This window comes from Shewanella indica (genome assembly GCF_033842865.1).
Lineage (GTDB): Bacteria > Pseudomonadota > Gammaproteobacteria > Enterobacterales > Shewanellaceae > Shewanella > Shewanella indica.
In genome coordinates this window covers 2,315,115-2,330,393 of the sequence record NZ_JAWXXR010000001.1, presented here as the reverse complement: position 1 = coordinate 2,330,393, position 15,279 = coordinate 2,315,115, and the positions used below count along the sequence as shown (strand labels likewise).

Sequence of the window (15,279 nt, the reverse complement as noted above, 5' to 3'; positions counted from 1 at the left end):
CCAGCCTTTAAATGAGAAAAGTTTAAATAAACTCGCCTTATAACGGCTTAAAATAGAGATATCTCAACAACTACAAATGAGTCGAGACAGCCAAGGCTGCTGCTGCAACCAACCCTACCAGCACTATCCAGACAATGGCATTGCCGCTTCCGGGTTCTTTGTCGGCCAATTCCAGTTCAGGATGCCCCTGCAAATAGTCATCCACCTTCTTTTTTGCCTCTTTCAGGCTCAGGTTGTCTCGTTCTCGCAGGAGTTTAATTGCATGAATCGTCTGCCGGTCTTCCAGTAGACTGATCACTTCCAAATCCAAGGAGCGCTCTTTGGTGGGGGTCATAGTATCTTCCTGATTAGTGGGGACGTCATTGTCACAACTTTTATAATACTGATAACTTTAGCTATAAAAAAGCATAGAGCCAAGTAGTAACTTGTTCTCTTTTTTAGCTATTCAGATTCTCCAACTGCCTGTATACCTCCCTTACAAATCCTCTAAAAATCATACGATTTCCCATTTAAGTTGGCTTGGGATTTGAACAAAAAGCGTGCAGACAGCATGTTTGTCTGCCGATTGCAGTAAATCATGCTGATTTAAACCTTAACTAAATTCAAAAACCAAACACATCTGCACGGAGATTTTCAAAGTAACCCTCTATTTTTTAACGGCTGCATACGATCATTAATAAACTTTCATCCCGCCCTAATCTTAGCCTCATCTACAGTTGTTTATCCTGCCGCCGCTTTAAAAACCAAGACCCTAAGGAGAACAGAATGCAAAGAAGCATATGGCTGGTTCCTCTCGTTGCCGGACTGAGCGCCTGTGGCGGTTCAGATTCCAATGAGTCGAACAATCCCGATCCCCAACCGCCGGTTGCCACTTTGGCCAAGACTATCCAAGGTACCCTGCAAAAGGTCGATACGGATACGCTTTGGGTCAATGGTGTAGCAATCCCGGCGGCCAGGGCCAGAGTTGAAATCAATGAAACCAAGGCCAGCATCACTGAGTTGAAGCCCGGTATGCAGCTCAACATCAAGACAGATGGCAGCAGTGCCATCAGCGTAGACTATGACCCTGTGCTGGTATCCCCGGTGAGCGCAATTGATGGCGAGCAAGCTATTGTGGCCGGTTACCAAGTAACTGGACTTGACCTCAATAAAGTCAAGGCAGGTGACATAGTTGAGCTCAGTGGTTACAACCTGAGTGATAGTCAGTTCAAGGCCACCTATTTTGCTATCGACAATGACAGGCAAGAGATGGAAGTTGAAGGGCGGGTAAGCAAGCTGGACACTCATCTGAAGCAGTTCTATCTCGGTAATATGCAGGTGGACTATGGTGCCAATGCCGTTCAGCTAGATGACACGCTGGCCAACGGTTCCTGGGTAGAAGTTGAAGGTCAATATCAGGGTGAAGTATTGCTGGCTTCTGAAGTGGAAGTCGAACGCGCCCCGGATTTGGACAAGGGCACTGAGGTGGAACTCGAAGGTCAGGTTACCTGGGTCAACGAGTTGCAGACCCGCTTTACCTTGAACCAAAAATGGCAAGTGACCCTGGATGGCAAAACCCACTTTGAAGATGGTACTGTTGCCGATCTCAAACCCGGCGCCTTGGTCGATGTGGAAGGCCTGTGGCAAGACGACACTCAAGAGCTGCAGGCCACCGAGATTGACTTTGAAAAACAGAGTCAGCCACCAGTAATTGCAAGCCACGCTTTTGAAGTTGAAGGCAAGGCTGTGTATGACGCCGGTGTATTCAGCATCAACGGCATAGTACTGACACTGACACCTCAGACTCGTTTTGAAGATGGTTTGAACCAAGCCAGCCTCAACGGTACCTGGGTACAGGTTGAAGGCTCAGAGCAAAATGGTCAATTCCTGGTGATGGAGATCGAACCTGAGGTGCAGGAAGCAGATATAGAGCTCAAGGGCTTGGTCAATGATGACGGCCAAGGCGCCAGCCTCTGGGGTTATAAGGCTAGCGATGAAAGCCTCAAGCCTCATATTGGCAAAAGGGTCGAGCTGGAATGCCACTTAAGTGGTGAACTGCTGAGCCAGTGCCGCCTGGATGATTGATAACACAAGATGAACAAAGAGTGCCGGCTTTCTGTCGGCACTCTTTTTTTCTGCAGACGGCTTTATCGCAAAAGCCTGAAGCCTGCGTAACTCAACTTGCCTTGCTGGTTTAGCGAATCACCAAGGGGTTTTAGTTTGGCCTCGGTGCGGCTCTTACAGCCACAGCCGCCACCACAACCGCCTTTCGCCTCCCCCTCATGGCCATGATCTTCACCATGACAAGCTGCGCCGGTTTCATTATGACCATGACAACCGCAGCCGCCACCACAACCGCCTTTGGCTTGATGTTTGAGTGACGGGCGTCCAGCCGCAGCACTGGTCAGCCGTAACTGAATATCACTGGCCGCAACCAGCAAAGCGGCGATATCGCGGCTCTCTTTGCCGGGCCGACAAACGCTGATGCCACCATCGAGCAGCTTACCCAACATTCGCTCGCCGATTTGATCCACCAACACAATGCGGCCGCCTTTGTCCTTGATAAGTTGCAGCATCGCCTTTTTGGCGGCGCAATTGCCGCCTGCGGCTGCCGGATTATCCAGGGTAAAACAGTGGTTGTGCTCGTTATCATAAAAGGCCAGCTCTTTGGCCTTGGTAAAATGCCCGGCCAAGCGGCCCCGGCTCATGGGTATCACTATCATCTCTGTTCCTCAGTGTGGGGCAACTCCAGCATCTGTCCCTCTATCAGGGCCTTGGCCAGTTTATGGCGGGCCTGCTTAATCAAGTTGCCAAAGGTCTGCCTGGATATCCCCATCTGCTCGGCGGCCTCTTGTTGCGCCAGACCGCGAAAGTCGGCCAACGCCAGGGCCTCAAACTCATCGGCCGCCAAGGCGACTGCCTCCAGGGCTGAGGCCGGAATGCCGTTGGGTTTGTAGAAGCGGCAGGGCGTGCCATGCTGCAGGCGGCGGCATTTTCTGGGTCTGGGCATGGGAGTATCCTTATTAGTTATTGGCATATGCCAATAACTCTATTCTGACTTTGAACCCGTATGGGATCTGTGATCCAGGCGAGAATTTAGCGCTTTTAAAAGAAAAAGGGATGCTGAGCATCCCTTTGAATAAGTCTAACTTGAGCCTCTTATTGAGTCGGTTTTTAAACCTCTGCGGCTCAGTGTAACCTCTGATACAGGGCGCTGTAGGCGGTCGACTCCTGCAGCAGTTGCTCATGACTGCCACTGGCCACTATCTTGCCTTCATCCAGCAGGTGAATGGCATCCATCTGCGCCATACCGGTTAGGCGATGACTTATCATCACCAGCGTCTTGTCTTTGGCAAACTGCAGCAGCAACCTGAGGATCTCCTGTTCGGTGCGCCGATCCAGCCCCTCGGTGGGTTCATCAAGCAGCAGCAACGGCGCATCCCGCAGCAGCGCCCGAGCCACGCCGATCCGGCGCTGCTCACCACCGGATAACTGACGCCCGCCCTCACCTATCCAGGCGTTGAGCCCCTCACCCGCAAGTAACCCCTCCAGCCCAACCTGGCGCAGCACCTCGGCTAACGTGTCATCGGTGACTTTTTCCGGCAAGGCCAGCTGCAGGTTATCTCTGAGACTGGCGCTGAGCAATTGTACCCGTTGACTGACCACTGTCATGGAAGCCCGCAAGGTCTTTTCATCCAAGGAGGCCACAGGCACACCGCCCAGCAGTATCTCACCCTGCTGCGGCTGCCACTGACGGGTTATCAAGGCCAGCAGGCTGGACTTACCCGAGCCGGTTTTACCCAGGAGTGCCACCTTGTTGCCCGCAGGGACCTGCAGCGACAAGCCTTGCAGCACTGGCTGGGTGTCCGTGTAACCGAAATGCAGATCTTTGATGATAAGGGCGCCGCTCTCGGGCCCAGTTGCCGAGACGGCAGGAAATTCAATGTCGGAGCGCTGCTCTGTCAACTCGGACACCCGCTTGGCAGCCAAGAGCACAGAAGACAGATGTTGAAAGGCACCGGCCAACGGCATCATCATCTCAATACAGGCCAGAGTGGCAAACAAGACCATGGCCAGCAAAGGCCCGGGGGGCACGGCCGGACCAACACCTGCGGCGGCAAACCAGAGCAGCAGCAACACCAGCAAGCCGTGACAGAGGATCAACATTGCCTGGCTCAGACCTGTGATCGCCGCCATCGCCTTCTGACTGGCAAACCAGCTCTGCTCGGCGCGGTCGAGTTCCGCCCGAAAGCTTTCAGCAGCGCCACCTTTGGCATCGGAAAACAGACTCAGCTCTGCCTGACCGGACAACCATTCCAGCAGCCGAACCCGGTAGCTGCGCCGCGCTTCAATCAGCTCGCGCCCGGGTCGCCTGCCAAGCAGATAGAACACACTCGGCAACAACAACCAACTGAGCAAGAGGCCAGTACAAAGCAGGATAGCCAAGTTGAGATCAAACCAACCGATAAAGGCGGTCAATGCCAGCAGCATCAGCAAGAAGGCCGTCAGCGGCGTCAACAACCTCAGATACAGGTGATCCAGCGTGTCGATATCGGCCACCAAACGGTTGAGCAGATCGCCGCGGCGCATCCCGGATAGATTACGTTCACTCAAAGGCAGCAAAGAGCGCCAGGCCCACAACCTGAGATCGGTCAGGATCCTGAAGGTGGCCTCATGGGTAGCCAGCCTTTCACCGTAGCGGCTTGCCGTGCGGGCAATGGAGAGGAAACGCACCCCGCCCGCCGGAGTAAAGTAGTTGAAGGCTTCCGCCGTCACCAAAGCCAGACCGGCCACTGCGGTAGCAGATAAGAACCAACCGGAGAGCGACAGCAGGCCAATACCGGCCATTAGGGTCGTTACTGTCAGCAGCAGGCCGACAAACATCATCAAAGACTGGCGGCGGAACAGCCGGATAAAGGGCAGTAACAGCTTCATCTCAACGCTCCTCCCCTGACTCTGACTCTGACTTTGACTCTGGTTTTGATTCTGACTTTAACTCGGGCACGGCTTCCGCCTCAGCGCTCGCGGCAATCGGCGGCGCCGATGCCTTTGGCGCATCATCGAGGGAAACCGCCAGCGGCAGCTCATCCAGCATCTGCGCCAGTAAGCCCGGCTGCGCTTTGAGTTCGGCAAAAGTGCCCTGCTGCACCAGTTTTCCCTGATCCAGCACCAGAACTCTGTCCATCCGATCCAGTTGATCCAATCTGTGGGTCACCATAAGGCAGCTCTTGCCAGCCATCGCCTGCCACAGCGCGCTAAGCACCAGTTGTTCACTCTGGCTGTCGAGGCTGGCGCTGGGCTCATCGAGCACAAACAGCTGCGCCTGACGCCCAAGGGCGCGGGCCAACGCCAGCCGCTGCGCCTGCCCCACAGACAGGCCACCGCTGTATTCATCCAATTGGTGCGCCAGCCCATCCGGCAAGGCGCGAACATAGTCGGCCACCTTGGCCTGTTGCAGATAATCCCACAATTGCGCCTCGGTCAGTTCGGGCTGGCCGAGACGCAGATTATCGGCGATAGAGCCGTGGAACAGCTGCGGATTCTGGCCAAGCCAAGCGATACGGCTGCGACAGGCGGCAGGATCCAGCTCGGCCAGTTCAATACCATTGAGCTTTAAGCTGCCCTCATAGGGCAGAAAACCCAGCAGAGCGTTGAGCAAGCTGGTTTTACCGGCGCCACTCGGGCCCACCAAGGCCAGCTTCTCGCCCGCCGCTAAGCTAAAACTCAGCGGCCCCAGTAAAGGCACGCCGTCTATGCTCAATACCTTGAGATCCCGGGCCTGCAGTTCAATGCCCTCACCGGGGAGGGGCTGTTCACCACGCTTGAGCGGCTCAGGCAACTCCAGCAGTGCCATCAAGGATTCGGCGGCGCCCACCGCCTGGGCCTTGGCATGGTAGTGAGTGCCCATGTCGCGCAGCGGCTGATAAAACTCAGGTGCCAAAATCAGCACAAACATCCCGGTAAACAGGCTGATACCCATGCCGTAATGACCAAAGTCCAGGTGCCCCAGATAACTGAAGCCGAAATATACCGCCAAAATAGCGATGGATACCGCGGCGAAGAACTCCAGCACGGCGGAGCTGAGAAACGCCATTCTGAGCACTGCCATGGTACGCTCACGAAAATCTTCCGAGGCCTTGCCTATGGCGCGCTGCTCCGCTTCGGCGCGATAGAAAAGCTTGAGTGTCGGCAAGGCCTTGAGGCGATCCATAAAGTGGCCGCTCAATTGCTGCAGCGCACCGAAATGCTTGCGGTTGGCATCGGCGGCACCCATGCCGACCAAGACCATAAACAGTGGAATAAGGGGAGCGGTGCCGAGCAAAATCAGGCCACCGGCCCAGTTGATGGGGAACACACATACCAAGATGATCAGCGGAATAAAGGCCGCCAGGCTCATCTGCGGCAGGTAACGGCCATAGAAATCCTGCAAATCTTCTATCTGTTCCAGCACTATACTGGCCCAGCTGCCGACAGGCTTGCCATTGACAAAGGCCGGCCCCAGGCGTTCAAGTTTATTGAGCACGGCGGCGCGCATCTGCTCTCTGAGGCGTCTGCCGGCCTCGAAGCTGACCCGCTCTCTGAGCCAAGCGATAACTGCTCGCAGCAACACCAGAGTCGCAAAGGCCAACATATGCGGAATAAATGCCTGCCTATCAAGCTCGTCGATGATCAGCCCCTGCAGCACAGTGGCCAGCACCCAGGCCTGGCCCACCAGCGCCAAGCCGTTGAGCACGCCCAACAACACAGAGAGTTTAAGGAAGGGGCCACAGGCAGATTGTTGCGCTTTGAGCCAGCGACCGAGTTGTTTCTCTAAGGATTTGTCCATGGGATCCTACTGCAAAATCAGCTAATGACGCTGTTGCTGCCAAAGCAGCAAGGTAATAGCTTGACCTAAGGCGAATCGTTCGGTAGGCAAGCAGTATCGCAGGCATTGCCAAGGGAAGAAACCCGTTGCCCAGGAACTGTTACCGGACTCACAAAATTTGCGCCAGATCAAAAAAACGCACCATAAGCCAAGCAACTTAACCCCAGGTTAACGCCCTCCCCACAATCTACTTAATGCTAGATCTACTAACGTTAGAGGTTCGCTTCGATGGCGCAGCTACCGCTGTGAGCACACAGTGCATACTCACGGGTAATCCCCGCTCAATTGAGACGACCGACCAGAGATGGAGTGCCCTCAACGACTATGACCAAAACGCACCAGCACATGCCACAGCAACTTGAGCTGCTGCTTGAGCTCGGTTTCATTGCCAAGCATGCGCCACTGCTGCGGATCTTTATGCAGTGCCAGCGCCGCTTCCCCTATCAGACGGGCATCGAGCAGGCCATCCCGTGCCACCAAGGCGGCGAGCTTGGGCATGGCGGCGCCGCGAAAGTCCGGCGGCACCTCATCAACCGGCATTTGATAGCCCTGATGCCAACACAGCTGCAGTCGGTACTTGTCACACAAGCGCTGCATCAAAATCTCCATCTCTGTGCCTTTGAATGCCGGATCGGCCACCAAGTGAGTCAGATCCTCAGCTATCACCAGCTCACCGTGGCACTGAGCCTCAATGTAATGATCCAGATCACCGCTCATGGGGCGCTCAAACCTGGCTGCCACCCCCAAAGGCAAGGCATCAAGTAGATAATCGACCAAGGCCGCCGGGCGCAACTGACCTACGCCCAATGCCGAACTACGCTCAAAGCACTCATTGAACAGCGCGGCAAAAATATCTTCAAAGCAGGCCGCGGTGCCTTTTTCCCTGGGCTCACGGCAGGAGTCCAGATAACTGAATGTGCAGCGATGCAGCAACGCAGGTGATGACAACAGATAACAGCTGCCGAAACGGGCCGAGGGACCGTTTTGATGCATGCCCAGATCCAGGGCGCCGTATTTGGGGCGCCCTCTGGCGCCGCGATAACAGTCGCCGAATAGCTGGTTTTCCCAATGATCTCGCGGACCACCAACCTGAGGCGAGAGTTTGCCGTTGGATACCCGGGTTTCAAACTGGGTCTTGTAAATACCATCGGCCAGCATACCGGCCAACACAGGCCAGCCGCGGGAGTCGATTCTATCCGGGTGGAAATGAAAGGCGATACGGCCATGTTGAGCCAGCATATTCAGCCCGAGAGAGAGCCGTGCGGTGTCGATGGCGGACATCGACTGCACATTCTTGATCACGCTCAGGGCATACTCCCTGCGATGCAGGGCCTGCGCCTGTATATGCTCTATTGCCCCCATACACCTCACCGAGTCGAGGCCTGAATTTGGCTCTTGCTTTTCCAAGATAGGTTAAGCGGCTGCTTTGCAACAGTTAAAGTTAAGACAAGCGTAAAATAAAAGGGTTCAAGTTGGCTGCAATTAGCACTTTAGCCGCAAATGCTGTAAGCTTGCCGCCTTCGCCGCAACGCTGTGCATTGCGGCTCCCATATCTCAGCTCCGCGCTGTCAATTGAGAAGATTGCATGAGTTTTGCCTCCCTGGGCCTGTCGGCCCCGATTTTGAACGCTGTCGCCGAACAAGGTTACTCCACTCCATCCCCCATTCAAGCCCAGGCCATTCCCGCAGTATTGCAGGGACGGGATGTGATGGCTGCCGCCCAGACAGGGACAGGCAAAACCGCCGGCTTTACCTTGCCTTTGCTGGAGCGTCTCAATGGTGGTATTCGTCCGCGGGGCAACCATATCCGCGCTTTGGTGCTGACCCCCACCCGTGAGCTGGCCGCTCAGGTGGCCGAAAGCGTCAGTCTCTATGGCAAACATCTGGATCTGCGCAGCTCTGTGGTCTTTGGCGGTGTTTCCATTAACCCACAGATGCAGACCTTGAGAAAAGGGGTCGATATCCTGGTGGCCACACCGGGACGCCTGTTGGATCTGTACCAACAAAATGCCGTCAAGTTCGGCCAGCTGGAAGTGCTGGTGCTGGACGAAGCCGACCGCATGCTGGATATGGGCTTTATTCACGACATCAAAAAAATTCTGGCTTTGCTGCCGGCCAAGCGGCAAAACCTGATGTTCAGTGCCACCTTCTCTGACGACATTCGCCGCCTGGCCAAGGGCTTGGTGCACGATCCCGCCGAGATTTCCGTGGCGCCGGCCAACAGCACCGCCGAGCGGGTGAGCCAGAAGTTGCACCCGGTAGACAAGTCAAAGAAATCGGCGCTGCTGACCTCGCTTATCAAAGAGTACAAGTGGCAACAGGTACTGGTGTTTACCCGCACCAAACACGGCGCCAACCGTCTGGCCAAGCACCTGGATGGCAAAGGAATTGGCGCCGCCGCCATCCACGGCAACAAGAGCCAGGGTGCCAGAACCAAGGCACTGGCCGATTTCAAGAGTGGCAAGGTCAAGGTGTTGGTTGCCACAGATATTGCCGCCCGCGGCCTGGATATAGATCAGTTGCCGCAAGTGGTTAACTTCGATCTGCCCAATGTGGCCGAAGACTATGTGCACCGCATCGGCCGTACCGGCCGCGCCGGTGCCAGTGGTCAGGCAGTGTCGCTGGTAAGTGCGGAAGAATTCAAGCAGCTCAAAGACATAGAGCAGCTGATCGGCAAGACTATCGAGCGTGAAATCGTCAATGGCTTCGAACCTCAGGAAGCCTTGCCGGAATCGCGGCTCAACCCGAACAAGATAGGCCCGAAAAAGCCCAAGAAGCCGAAAAAGCCCAAAGAGGGGCATCAGGATGGCCAGCGTAGCAGCAACCTGGATAAAAGTAGTGGCAGCAAGCCGGCCAATGCTGAAAACCGCCATCGTCGTCCGGCTCAGGGCGCCAAAACCGAGGGTTCAAGTGCCAGACGCAAACCCGCGAACGCCAAGCCTCAGGGCGGTCGCTCCCAGGAGAGTAAGCCGCAAGGCGCCGGCAAGGGCAATAGCGGCTCAGACCAGCAGCGCAACAACCAGGCACAGCAACGCGACTCACAAGCGCGCGGCTCCCGGCAAAGAAATGAGCGCTAAGCTCAATCAAGCCTGAGATTGAAAGCCCACCCGAGTGGGCTTTTTCAATGCCGCAATCAATGCTGCAAGATTAGTCTGCCTAAAAACCATCCCCGCCTGTTACAATACCCCTTTACCATTTTTGCTCCATTTGCGAGCCCATAGGACACAGCTTGAGTGATTTACCCTTTTCCAGCCTGCCGTTGAAACCCGCCCTGCTGGCCACCCTGAACGATCTTGGTTTCACCGCCATGACCCAGGTTCAAGCCGCCAGCCTGCCGGCCATTATTGAGGGCCGCGATGTACTGGCTCAGGCGAAAACCGGCTCGGGCAAAACGGCGGCCTTCGGTCTTGGGCTGTTGAATCGACTCAATGTGAAACGTTTTCGGGTGCAGTCCCTGGTGCTCTGCCCCACCCGGGAACTGGCCGATCAGGTGGCCAAGGAACTGCGCCGTTTTGCCCGCGGCATTCACAACATCAAGATCCTGACCCTGTGTGGCGGTGTGCCTGTGGGGCCACAGATAGGCTCGCTGGAACATGGCGCGCACATTATAGTTGGCACACCGGGGCGGGTACTGGACCACCTGCAGAAGGGGCGTCTGGATCTGGGCGAATTGCAGCAACTTGTGTTGGATGAAGCCGACCGTATGCTGGAGATGGGCTTTGCCGATGCACTGAAGCAGATAAGCGCCTATATGCCGGACAAACGCCAAAGTTTGCTGTTCAGCGCCACCTTCCCGGAACCGATTGCCGAATTGGCCCGCGCCATGATGGATAAGCCGCTCAGCATCAAGTTGGAGCAGCAACATGATCAACTCAGCATAGCGCAGCAGTTTATCGAAGTGACAGACACCGCCTCCAGGCTGCAAGCGGTGGAAGCATTGCTACTGGCCCACAGGCCTGAGAGTGCCGTGATATTTTGCAATACCAAAAGAGAAACCCAGGAGCTGGCCGACAACCTGGAGCAGCAGGGCTTCAGCGTGCGAGCACTCCATGGCGATCTGGATCAGCGTGAGCGCGATCAGGCGCTGGTGCAGTTTGCCCTCAAGAGCGTGGTGGTGTTGGTAGCCACAGATGTTGCCGCCAGGGGCCTGGATATCGAAGCCCTGGATCTGGTGATCAACTATCAACTGGCGTTCGATCCCGAAGTGCATGTGCACAGGGTCGGTCGTACCGGCCGCGCCGGTGCCTCGGGCCAGGCCGTCAGCCTGGTAGGCCCCAAAGATGGCATGCGAATGGCGCTGCTGGAGGATATCTTTGGCCCGCAAACCATGAGTGAACTGCCAAAGCCCGGCAGTTTTTCCTCTGCGCCGATAAGAGCGGCCATGCGCTGCATCCGCATTGAAGGCGGCAAGAAGCATAAGCTGCGCCCGGGGGATATTCTTGGAGCCATCACAGCCGACAACCGCCTGACCGGCGCCGATGTGGGCAAAATACAAATTCAGGATATCTGGTCTTATGTAGCGGTGCGCAGCGAGTGCGCCAATACTGCGGTCAAATTACTGAGTGAGCGCAAGCTCAAAGGCAAGTCATTCCGCGCCTGGGCGATGAAACCTTAAACCGAAACCCTCAATACCGCCAAAGGCGGTGGTTTAAGGATGATAAAAATGCCTGCATCAATTGCAGGCATTTTTATGCTTATCCACATAGCTGCCGCCAGCCAAATAGCGTTAGGCAAAAACCATCAGCAAGCCTCTGGCATTTGTCAGCAAGTTGGCCGCGTTCAACCGTATTTTAGCGCGTGGAGGCCAAACTCTGTTCGCTAGTGAGATTCAGGCTCGCAATCCCGGCATTAATATCCCGCGCCAGCTTTTCAAGCCCCTGGGAGAGGCTCTCGACCAGCGCCGGGTATCCGTCTGAAGCCAGGGGCACGTCATAATGAAAGTCGGCCTGCAGTACTTGTTCACCGGAAGAGTTACTGATGCGCCAATCGCCCCCAATCAAAGCATCGCCGCTGTATCGTCCGTGAAACTCGTTGAAACCTAAAGTCAGGGTTAATGGCTGCTGCGCTGGTATATTGACCGAGGCCTCACGCGGGCATTCATGGGCCAATAAAGACGCCATCTTGACCTTTATCTGCTCACTGATATCGCCGGCCCACAGATGCTGACGGGCGATAGCCAATTCATGGTTTGAGACCTGATAAACCAAACCATTACCCGCCAGAAAGTCAGCCATTTCAACCCCGGCGAGGCGCCATTGGCACTGGCGTAGAGGGGGTGTTGCTCTCGCTTCAGAAGTTGCCTGCGGCGCTTTACCCAAGAAGTAAGTGGTTACCTGGGGTTGGCTGGAGCAGCCGGCCAATACCAGCAGTAGAGAAAACAGGATAATTCGCATATCAATCGGCCTTTTTCGGTGTCGGATCGGCGGCAGTATCTGCCCCCATGATCAAGAGGTTGGGTTTTTCATTCAGTTGCCGTGACAAGGGCTGCAACTCCCGCATCACAGCCTTGAGCTGTTTCAGGCTGGATTGCAATTCGGCGTACATGGCCGAGTCCTGGCCATAATCCTGCGCCATCCCTTGAAATTCCCGCAGCGTGTTTTGCAGTTCACCCGGTAAGGCCTGCATCTCCTGTTGCTTAAGCAACTGCTCCAATTTTTGCCCCACCTTGTCCCATTGCGCCAAAGCGGCACTGGTGTTTTCCAGGGTATGGTTGACCCCCTGGAAAGTGCTCTCCAGTGGTAAGTTATTTAATTTGCTGATCAGTTGCCCCACCTGCTTTTGTATTTCGGCCACTCCGGCACGCTTGGTAGGAAACAGTGGATACTCCATAAAAGTCCCGGCCTGGTATGGCTCGGCATCCGGATACAGATCCAAGTCGATGAACAGCGCACCGGTTAACAGACTCCCTGTCTTGAGGCTCGCTCTCAGGCCCGCCCCCAAGTCTCTTTCTATTTCTGAGCGCAGCTGCTCAAGCCCCGTCGACTCGGCGTTTTCAAATACTCGTGCCAGCTCAATTCTGACCAATACAGGAATGGTGCCATTGCTGAGTCCTGCACCATGGACACCATATTGCTGCAACGTCAGCGGTGCCTTGACCACTTTACCTATGGTAATACCGCGGAATTCGACGCTGGCGCCTTCATGCAGCCCCCGCACCGACTCATCAAACAACATGACATATTCCAAATACTGGCTGTAAAGGCTCTGACTGGCCAGCTCTTGCGAATCATAGAGAGGGAAATTATCCTCACCATCCTCAACCTTTTCCCCGGCCAAACGCCCCTCAGGCAAGCCAAAGCTGACGCCTCCTCTGAGCAATGACTCCAATGAACCCACCTGCAGATCCAGCCCCTTGGCAGACAGCTGCATATTCAACCCCGAAGCCAGCCAAAATTGGCTGTTGCTGCGCACCAATTCATCATAGGGTTTATTGATAAACAGCTGGTAAAACGCCTGGCGTTTATCGGTATCAAAGCCGGTGCTTTCCACTCTGCCAACTGTGAACCCTTCGTAGAGTACAGGGTCGCCGACGCCAAGCTTGCCCGCCTGACGGCTATTAAGCACTACTCTAATGCCCTGTTCATCGGCCGAGGCCACCGGAGGGTTCTCCAGTACATTGAACTCATAATTGGCGACGGCAGATCTTCCCGGCTCCAACTCTATGTAGGCACCGGACAACAAGGTATCCAGCCCTGTGATCCCCTCTTTGCCGATCCTGGGCTTCACCACCCAGAAGCGGGCGTCTGTGGTCAGCATTCTCTCGGCGTCCGGCGACACTCTTGCCGTCGCAATAATCGCGCTGTAATCATCACTCAATTTAATGCTCTCAATCACACCAACATTGACATTACGTGACTTGAGAAAGGTTTTACCCACCTCAATGCCTTCGGCAGTCTTGAGGTGTAGCTTGATCTCACTACCGAGTTGATCGAAGTAGTCATAAAGCATCCAGCAACCGATCACCAGTGCAACTATAGGTATCAACCAAACGGCCGACACCTTGGTGGCTGGGGACTCTTCGGCCCGGACATATTCGTCATTTAACATAGATTCACTCATATTATTCATGGGTAGACTTTTTAAGCCCTGACTGACTCCAAAGCACCCTGGAATCAAAACTAATGGCAGACAGCATGGTCAAAATCACCACCATGGCGAAGGAGAGTGCCGCGGGTCCCGGCTTGATGGCCATAAGCTCATCCAACTGAACCAGAGCGGTCAACAAAGCCACCACAAAGATATCTATCATGGACCAGCGGCCAATGAATTCGGTTACCCGGTACAGCGACTGATTGCGACTCTCTTTGCCCTTTACCCGCCCTTTGCCCGCCTGGTGAAACAGATAAGCCAGAGACAGGATCTTGGCGGTAGGGATCACTATGCTGGCCAGAAAAATCACCGAAGCCACAGGATAGGAACCCAGATGCCAAAGCAAGACCACACCGCTGATTATGGTCGAGGCCTCGGTCTGCCCAACGCTGGTGGTATACATGATGGGATAGAAGTTGGCCGGTATATAAAACACCACGGCGGCCAGCAAAAAAGCCCAGGCGGTTTGCATACTTTGCAGCGGAATATAGGGCTGAACCCCGGCGCCGCAGCGGCAGCAGTTTTTACTCGACACCAGATTTAATTGACCGCAGATATGGCAGGAATCATGGTTATGATTCAGATGACTGTCGCCGCTATGAACCTTGGCAATCTCTTCTCTGGGTGACAAGCGATCCCAGATCCACGAGCTGTCGATGACGGAGACAAACTTCACCAATAGCATGCTGTAGAGGCAAAAAGCCCAGAAAGATGGCCCGAAACCGACATCTGCCAAGGCGATGATCTTCACCATGGCCACCAAGATCCCTACCAGAAACACATCGGCCATCAACCAGGATTCAAACTTGAAAATAAGCTTGCTGCCCACTCGGGCCCAACCTAAAGATACAGCTCTCCCCAGGCTCGCCAGATAACCCAGGCGATAGATGCACATGGCAAAAAGGATATAGATCAGCGGTAAGATCACCACGCACAGTAAGATCACCAACGCCAATATGCTGTTGCTGGCGTAATGCATGCTGACCAAGGCGCCCCAGAGGCTGACCTTTTGCGACAAGCCCTGGACACTGAAAGACAGAAAGGGAAACCCCAGGCTCAAGGCCAACAGGATAAGGGTTGCCAAACCGTAGGCCCAAACCTGCTGAAACGGTGCCTTCAAGGCTGACTGTAAGCCGTGATGACAGCGAGGACAGCTCACCTTGTTGCCGGGTTTGGGCTCGCTAAAAGCACTCACCAAACCGCACTCTTCACAGGCCTGCAGCTGGGTATTTTGCCCTTGGCGGCCAGCATCTTCCGGCGGGGTATTTAACGGCTTCACAATAACTCCTGTGATTTTCAGTGTGACCAGACTCAGCGGTTCACTCAGGAAAAAGCGGGTGCAGGGAT

12 protein-coding genes are annotated in these 15,279 nt (G+C 55.0%); 3 read left to right on the top strand and 9 right to left on the bottom strand.

What is annotated here, in order from left to right; all coding sequences use genetic code 11:
* Window positions 1-70: 70 nt before the first annotated feature.
* The gene (locus SIL79_RS10480) at window positions 71-334 is read right to left on the bottom strand and encodes a hypothetical protein (RefSeq protein WP_162206420.1); all 264 of its coding nucleotides are present in this window, start codon (window positions 332-334) and stop codon (window positions 71-73) included.
* A 431-nt stretch (window positions 335-765) separates the two neighbouring features.
* Between SIL79_RS10480 and SIL79_RS10475 the strand changes: the two genes are divergently transcribed.
* Window positions 766-2,064 (top strand): DUF5666 domain-containing protein, encoded by a 1,299-nt coding sequence (locus tag SIL79_RS10475; protein WP_319619248.1) that lies wholly within the window; start codon window positions 766-768, stop codon window positions 2,062-2,064.
* Window positions 2,065-2,126: 62 nt separating this feature from the next.
* Here the strand turns inward: SIL79_RS10475 and SIL79_RS10470 are convergent, their stop codons facing one another.
* From SIL79_RS10470 to SIL79_RS10450, 5 genes are all read right to left on the bottom strand, one after another.
* Complete coding sequence (locus tag SIL79_RS10470) at window positions 2,127-2,702, bottom strand: NifB/NifX family molybdenum-iron cluster-binding protein (protein WP_162206422.1); 576 nt, start codon at window positions 2,700-2,702, stop codon at window positions 2,127-2,129.
* Window positions 2,699-2,989: a DUF134 domain-containing protein gene (locus tag SIL79_RS10465; protein ID WP_025888568.1), complete on the bottom strand. Its 291-nt coding sequence runs from the start codon at window positions 2,987-2,989 to the stop codon at window positions 2,699-2,701. Before SIL79_RS10465 ends, SIL79_RS10470 begins: the two co-directional genes overlap by 4 nt.
* A gap of 179 nt (window positions 2,990-3,168) precedes the next feature.
* Window positions 3,169-4,914 (bottom strand): heme ABC transporter ATP-binding protein/permease CydC, encoded by a 1,746-nt coding sequence (gene cydC / locus SIL79_RS10460; RefSeq protein WP_039034519.1) that lies wholly within the window; start codon window positions 4,912-4,914, stop codon window positions 3,169-3,171.
* A 1-nt stretch (window position 4,915) separates the two neighbouring features.
* Window positions 4,916-6,805 carry a heme ABC transporter permease/ATP-binding protein CydD gene (gene cydD / locus SIL79_RS10455; protein ID WP_319619247.1) on the bottom strand — a complete coding sequence of 630 codons (1,890 nt, stop codon included), beginning with the start codon at window positions 6,803-6,805 and terminating at the stop codon, window positions 4,916-4,918.
* Window positions 6,806-7,159: 354 nt separating this feature from the next.
* Window positions 7,160-8,206 (bottom strand): DUF3626 domain-containing protein, encoded by a 1,047-nt coding sequence (locus SIL79_RS10450; protein WP_319619246.1) that lies wholly within the window; start codon window positions 8,204-8,206, stop codon window positions 7,160-7,162.
* Between the two features lie 223 nt (window positions 8,207-8,429).
* Between SIL79_RS10450 and SIL79_RS10445 the strand changes: the two genes are divergently transcribed.
* Window positions 8,430-9,920 carry a DEAD/DEAH box helicase gene (locus SIL79_RS10445; RefSeq protein WP_039034517.1) on the top strand — a complete coding sequence of 497 codons (1,491 nt, stop codon included), beginning with the start codon at window positions 8,430-8,432 and terminating at the stop codon, window positions 9,918-9,920.
* Between the two features lie 152 nt (window positions 9,921-10,072).
* The gene (gene dbpA, locus SIL79_RS10440; protein ID WP_319619245.1) at window positions 10,073-11,458 is read left to right on the top strand and encodes an ATP-dependent RNA helicase DbpA; all 1,386 of its coding nucleotides are present in this window, start codon (window positions 10,073-10,075) and stop codon (window positions 11,456-11,458) included.
* Between the two features lie 175 nt (window positions 11,459-11,633).
* Here dbpA and SIL79_RS10435 read toward each other — a convergent pair whose 3' ends face one another.
* Genes SIL79_RS10435 through SIL79_RS10425 form a run of 3 tightly spaced genes read right to left on the bottom strand, consistent with a single transcriptional unit; the run spans window position 11,634 to window position 15,211 of the window.
* Complete coding sequence (locus SIL79_RS10435; protein ID WP_071475446.1) at window positions 11,634-12,236, bottom strand: PqiC family protein; 603 nt, start codon at window positions 12,234-12,236, stop codon at window positions 11,634-11,636.
* Between the two features lies 1 nt (window position 12,237).
* Window positions 12,238-13,911: an intermembrane transport protein PqiB gene (gene pqiB, locus SIL79_RS10430; protein WP_233962944.1), complete on the bottom strand. Its 1,674-nt coding sequence runs from the start codon at window positions 13,909-13,911 to the stop codon at window positions 12,238-12,240.
* Window positions 13,904-15,211, bottom strand: coding sequence for a paraquat-inducible protein A (locus tag SIL79_RS10425; protein WP_234501112.1), 1,308 nt, complete (start codon window positions 15,209-15,211; stop codon window positions 13,904-13,906). The genes pqiB and SIL79_RS10425 overlap by 8 nt, the downstream gene beginning before the upstream one ends.
* Between the last annotated feature and the right edge of the window lie 68 nt (window positions 15,212-15,279).

Excerpts from the sequence above, each read along its gene's own strand:
- SIL79_RS10475 (WP_319619248.1), top strand. The coding sequence starts at position 766 with ATGCAAAGAAGCATATGGCTGGTTCCTCTCGTTGCCGGACTGAGCGCC.
- SIL79_RS10445 (WP_039034517.1), top strand. The coding sequence starts at position 8,430 with ATGAGTTTTGCCTCCCTGGGCCTGTCGGCCCCGATTTTGAACGCTGTC.
- pqiB (WP_233962944.1), bottom strand. The coding sequence starts at position 13,911 with ATGAATAATATGAGTGAATCTATGTTAAATGACGAATATGTCCGGGCC.
- SIL79_RS10470 (WP_162206422.1), bottom strand. The coding sequence starts at position 2,702 with ATGATAGTGATACCCATGAGCCGGGGCCGCTTGGCCGGGCATTTTACC.
- SIL79_RS10465 (WP_025888568.1), bottom strand. The coding sequence starts at position 2,989 with ATGCCCAGACCCAGAAAATGCCGCCGCCTGCAGCATGGCACGCCCTGC.
- SIL79_RS10450 (WP_319619246.1), bottom strand. The coding sequence starts at position 8,206 with ATGGGGGCAATAGAGCATATACAGGCGCAGGCCCTGCATCGCAGGGAG.
- cydD (WP_319619247.1), bottom strand. The coding sequence starts at position 6,805 with ATGGACAAATCCTTAGAGAAACAACTCGGTCGCTGGCTCAAAGCGCAA.
- SIL79_RS10435 (WP_071475446.1), bottom strand. The coding sequence starts at position 12,236 with ATGCGAATTATCCTGTTTTCTCTACTGCTGGTATTGGCCGGCTGCTCC.
- SIL79_RS10480 (WP_162206420.1), bottom strand. The coding sequence starts at position 334 with ATGACCCCCACCAAAGAGCGCTCCTTGGATTTGGAAGTGATCAGTCTA.
- cydC (WP_039034519.1), bottom strand. The coding sequence starts at position 4,914 with ATGAAGCTGTTACTGCCCTTTATCCGGCTGTTCCGCCGCCAGTCTTTG.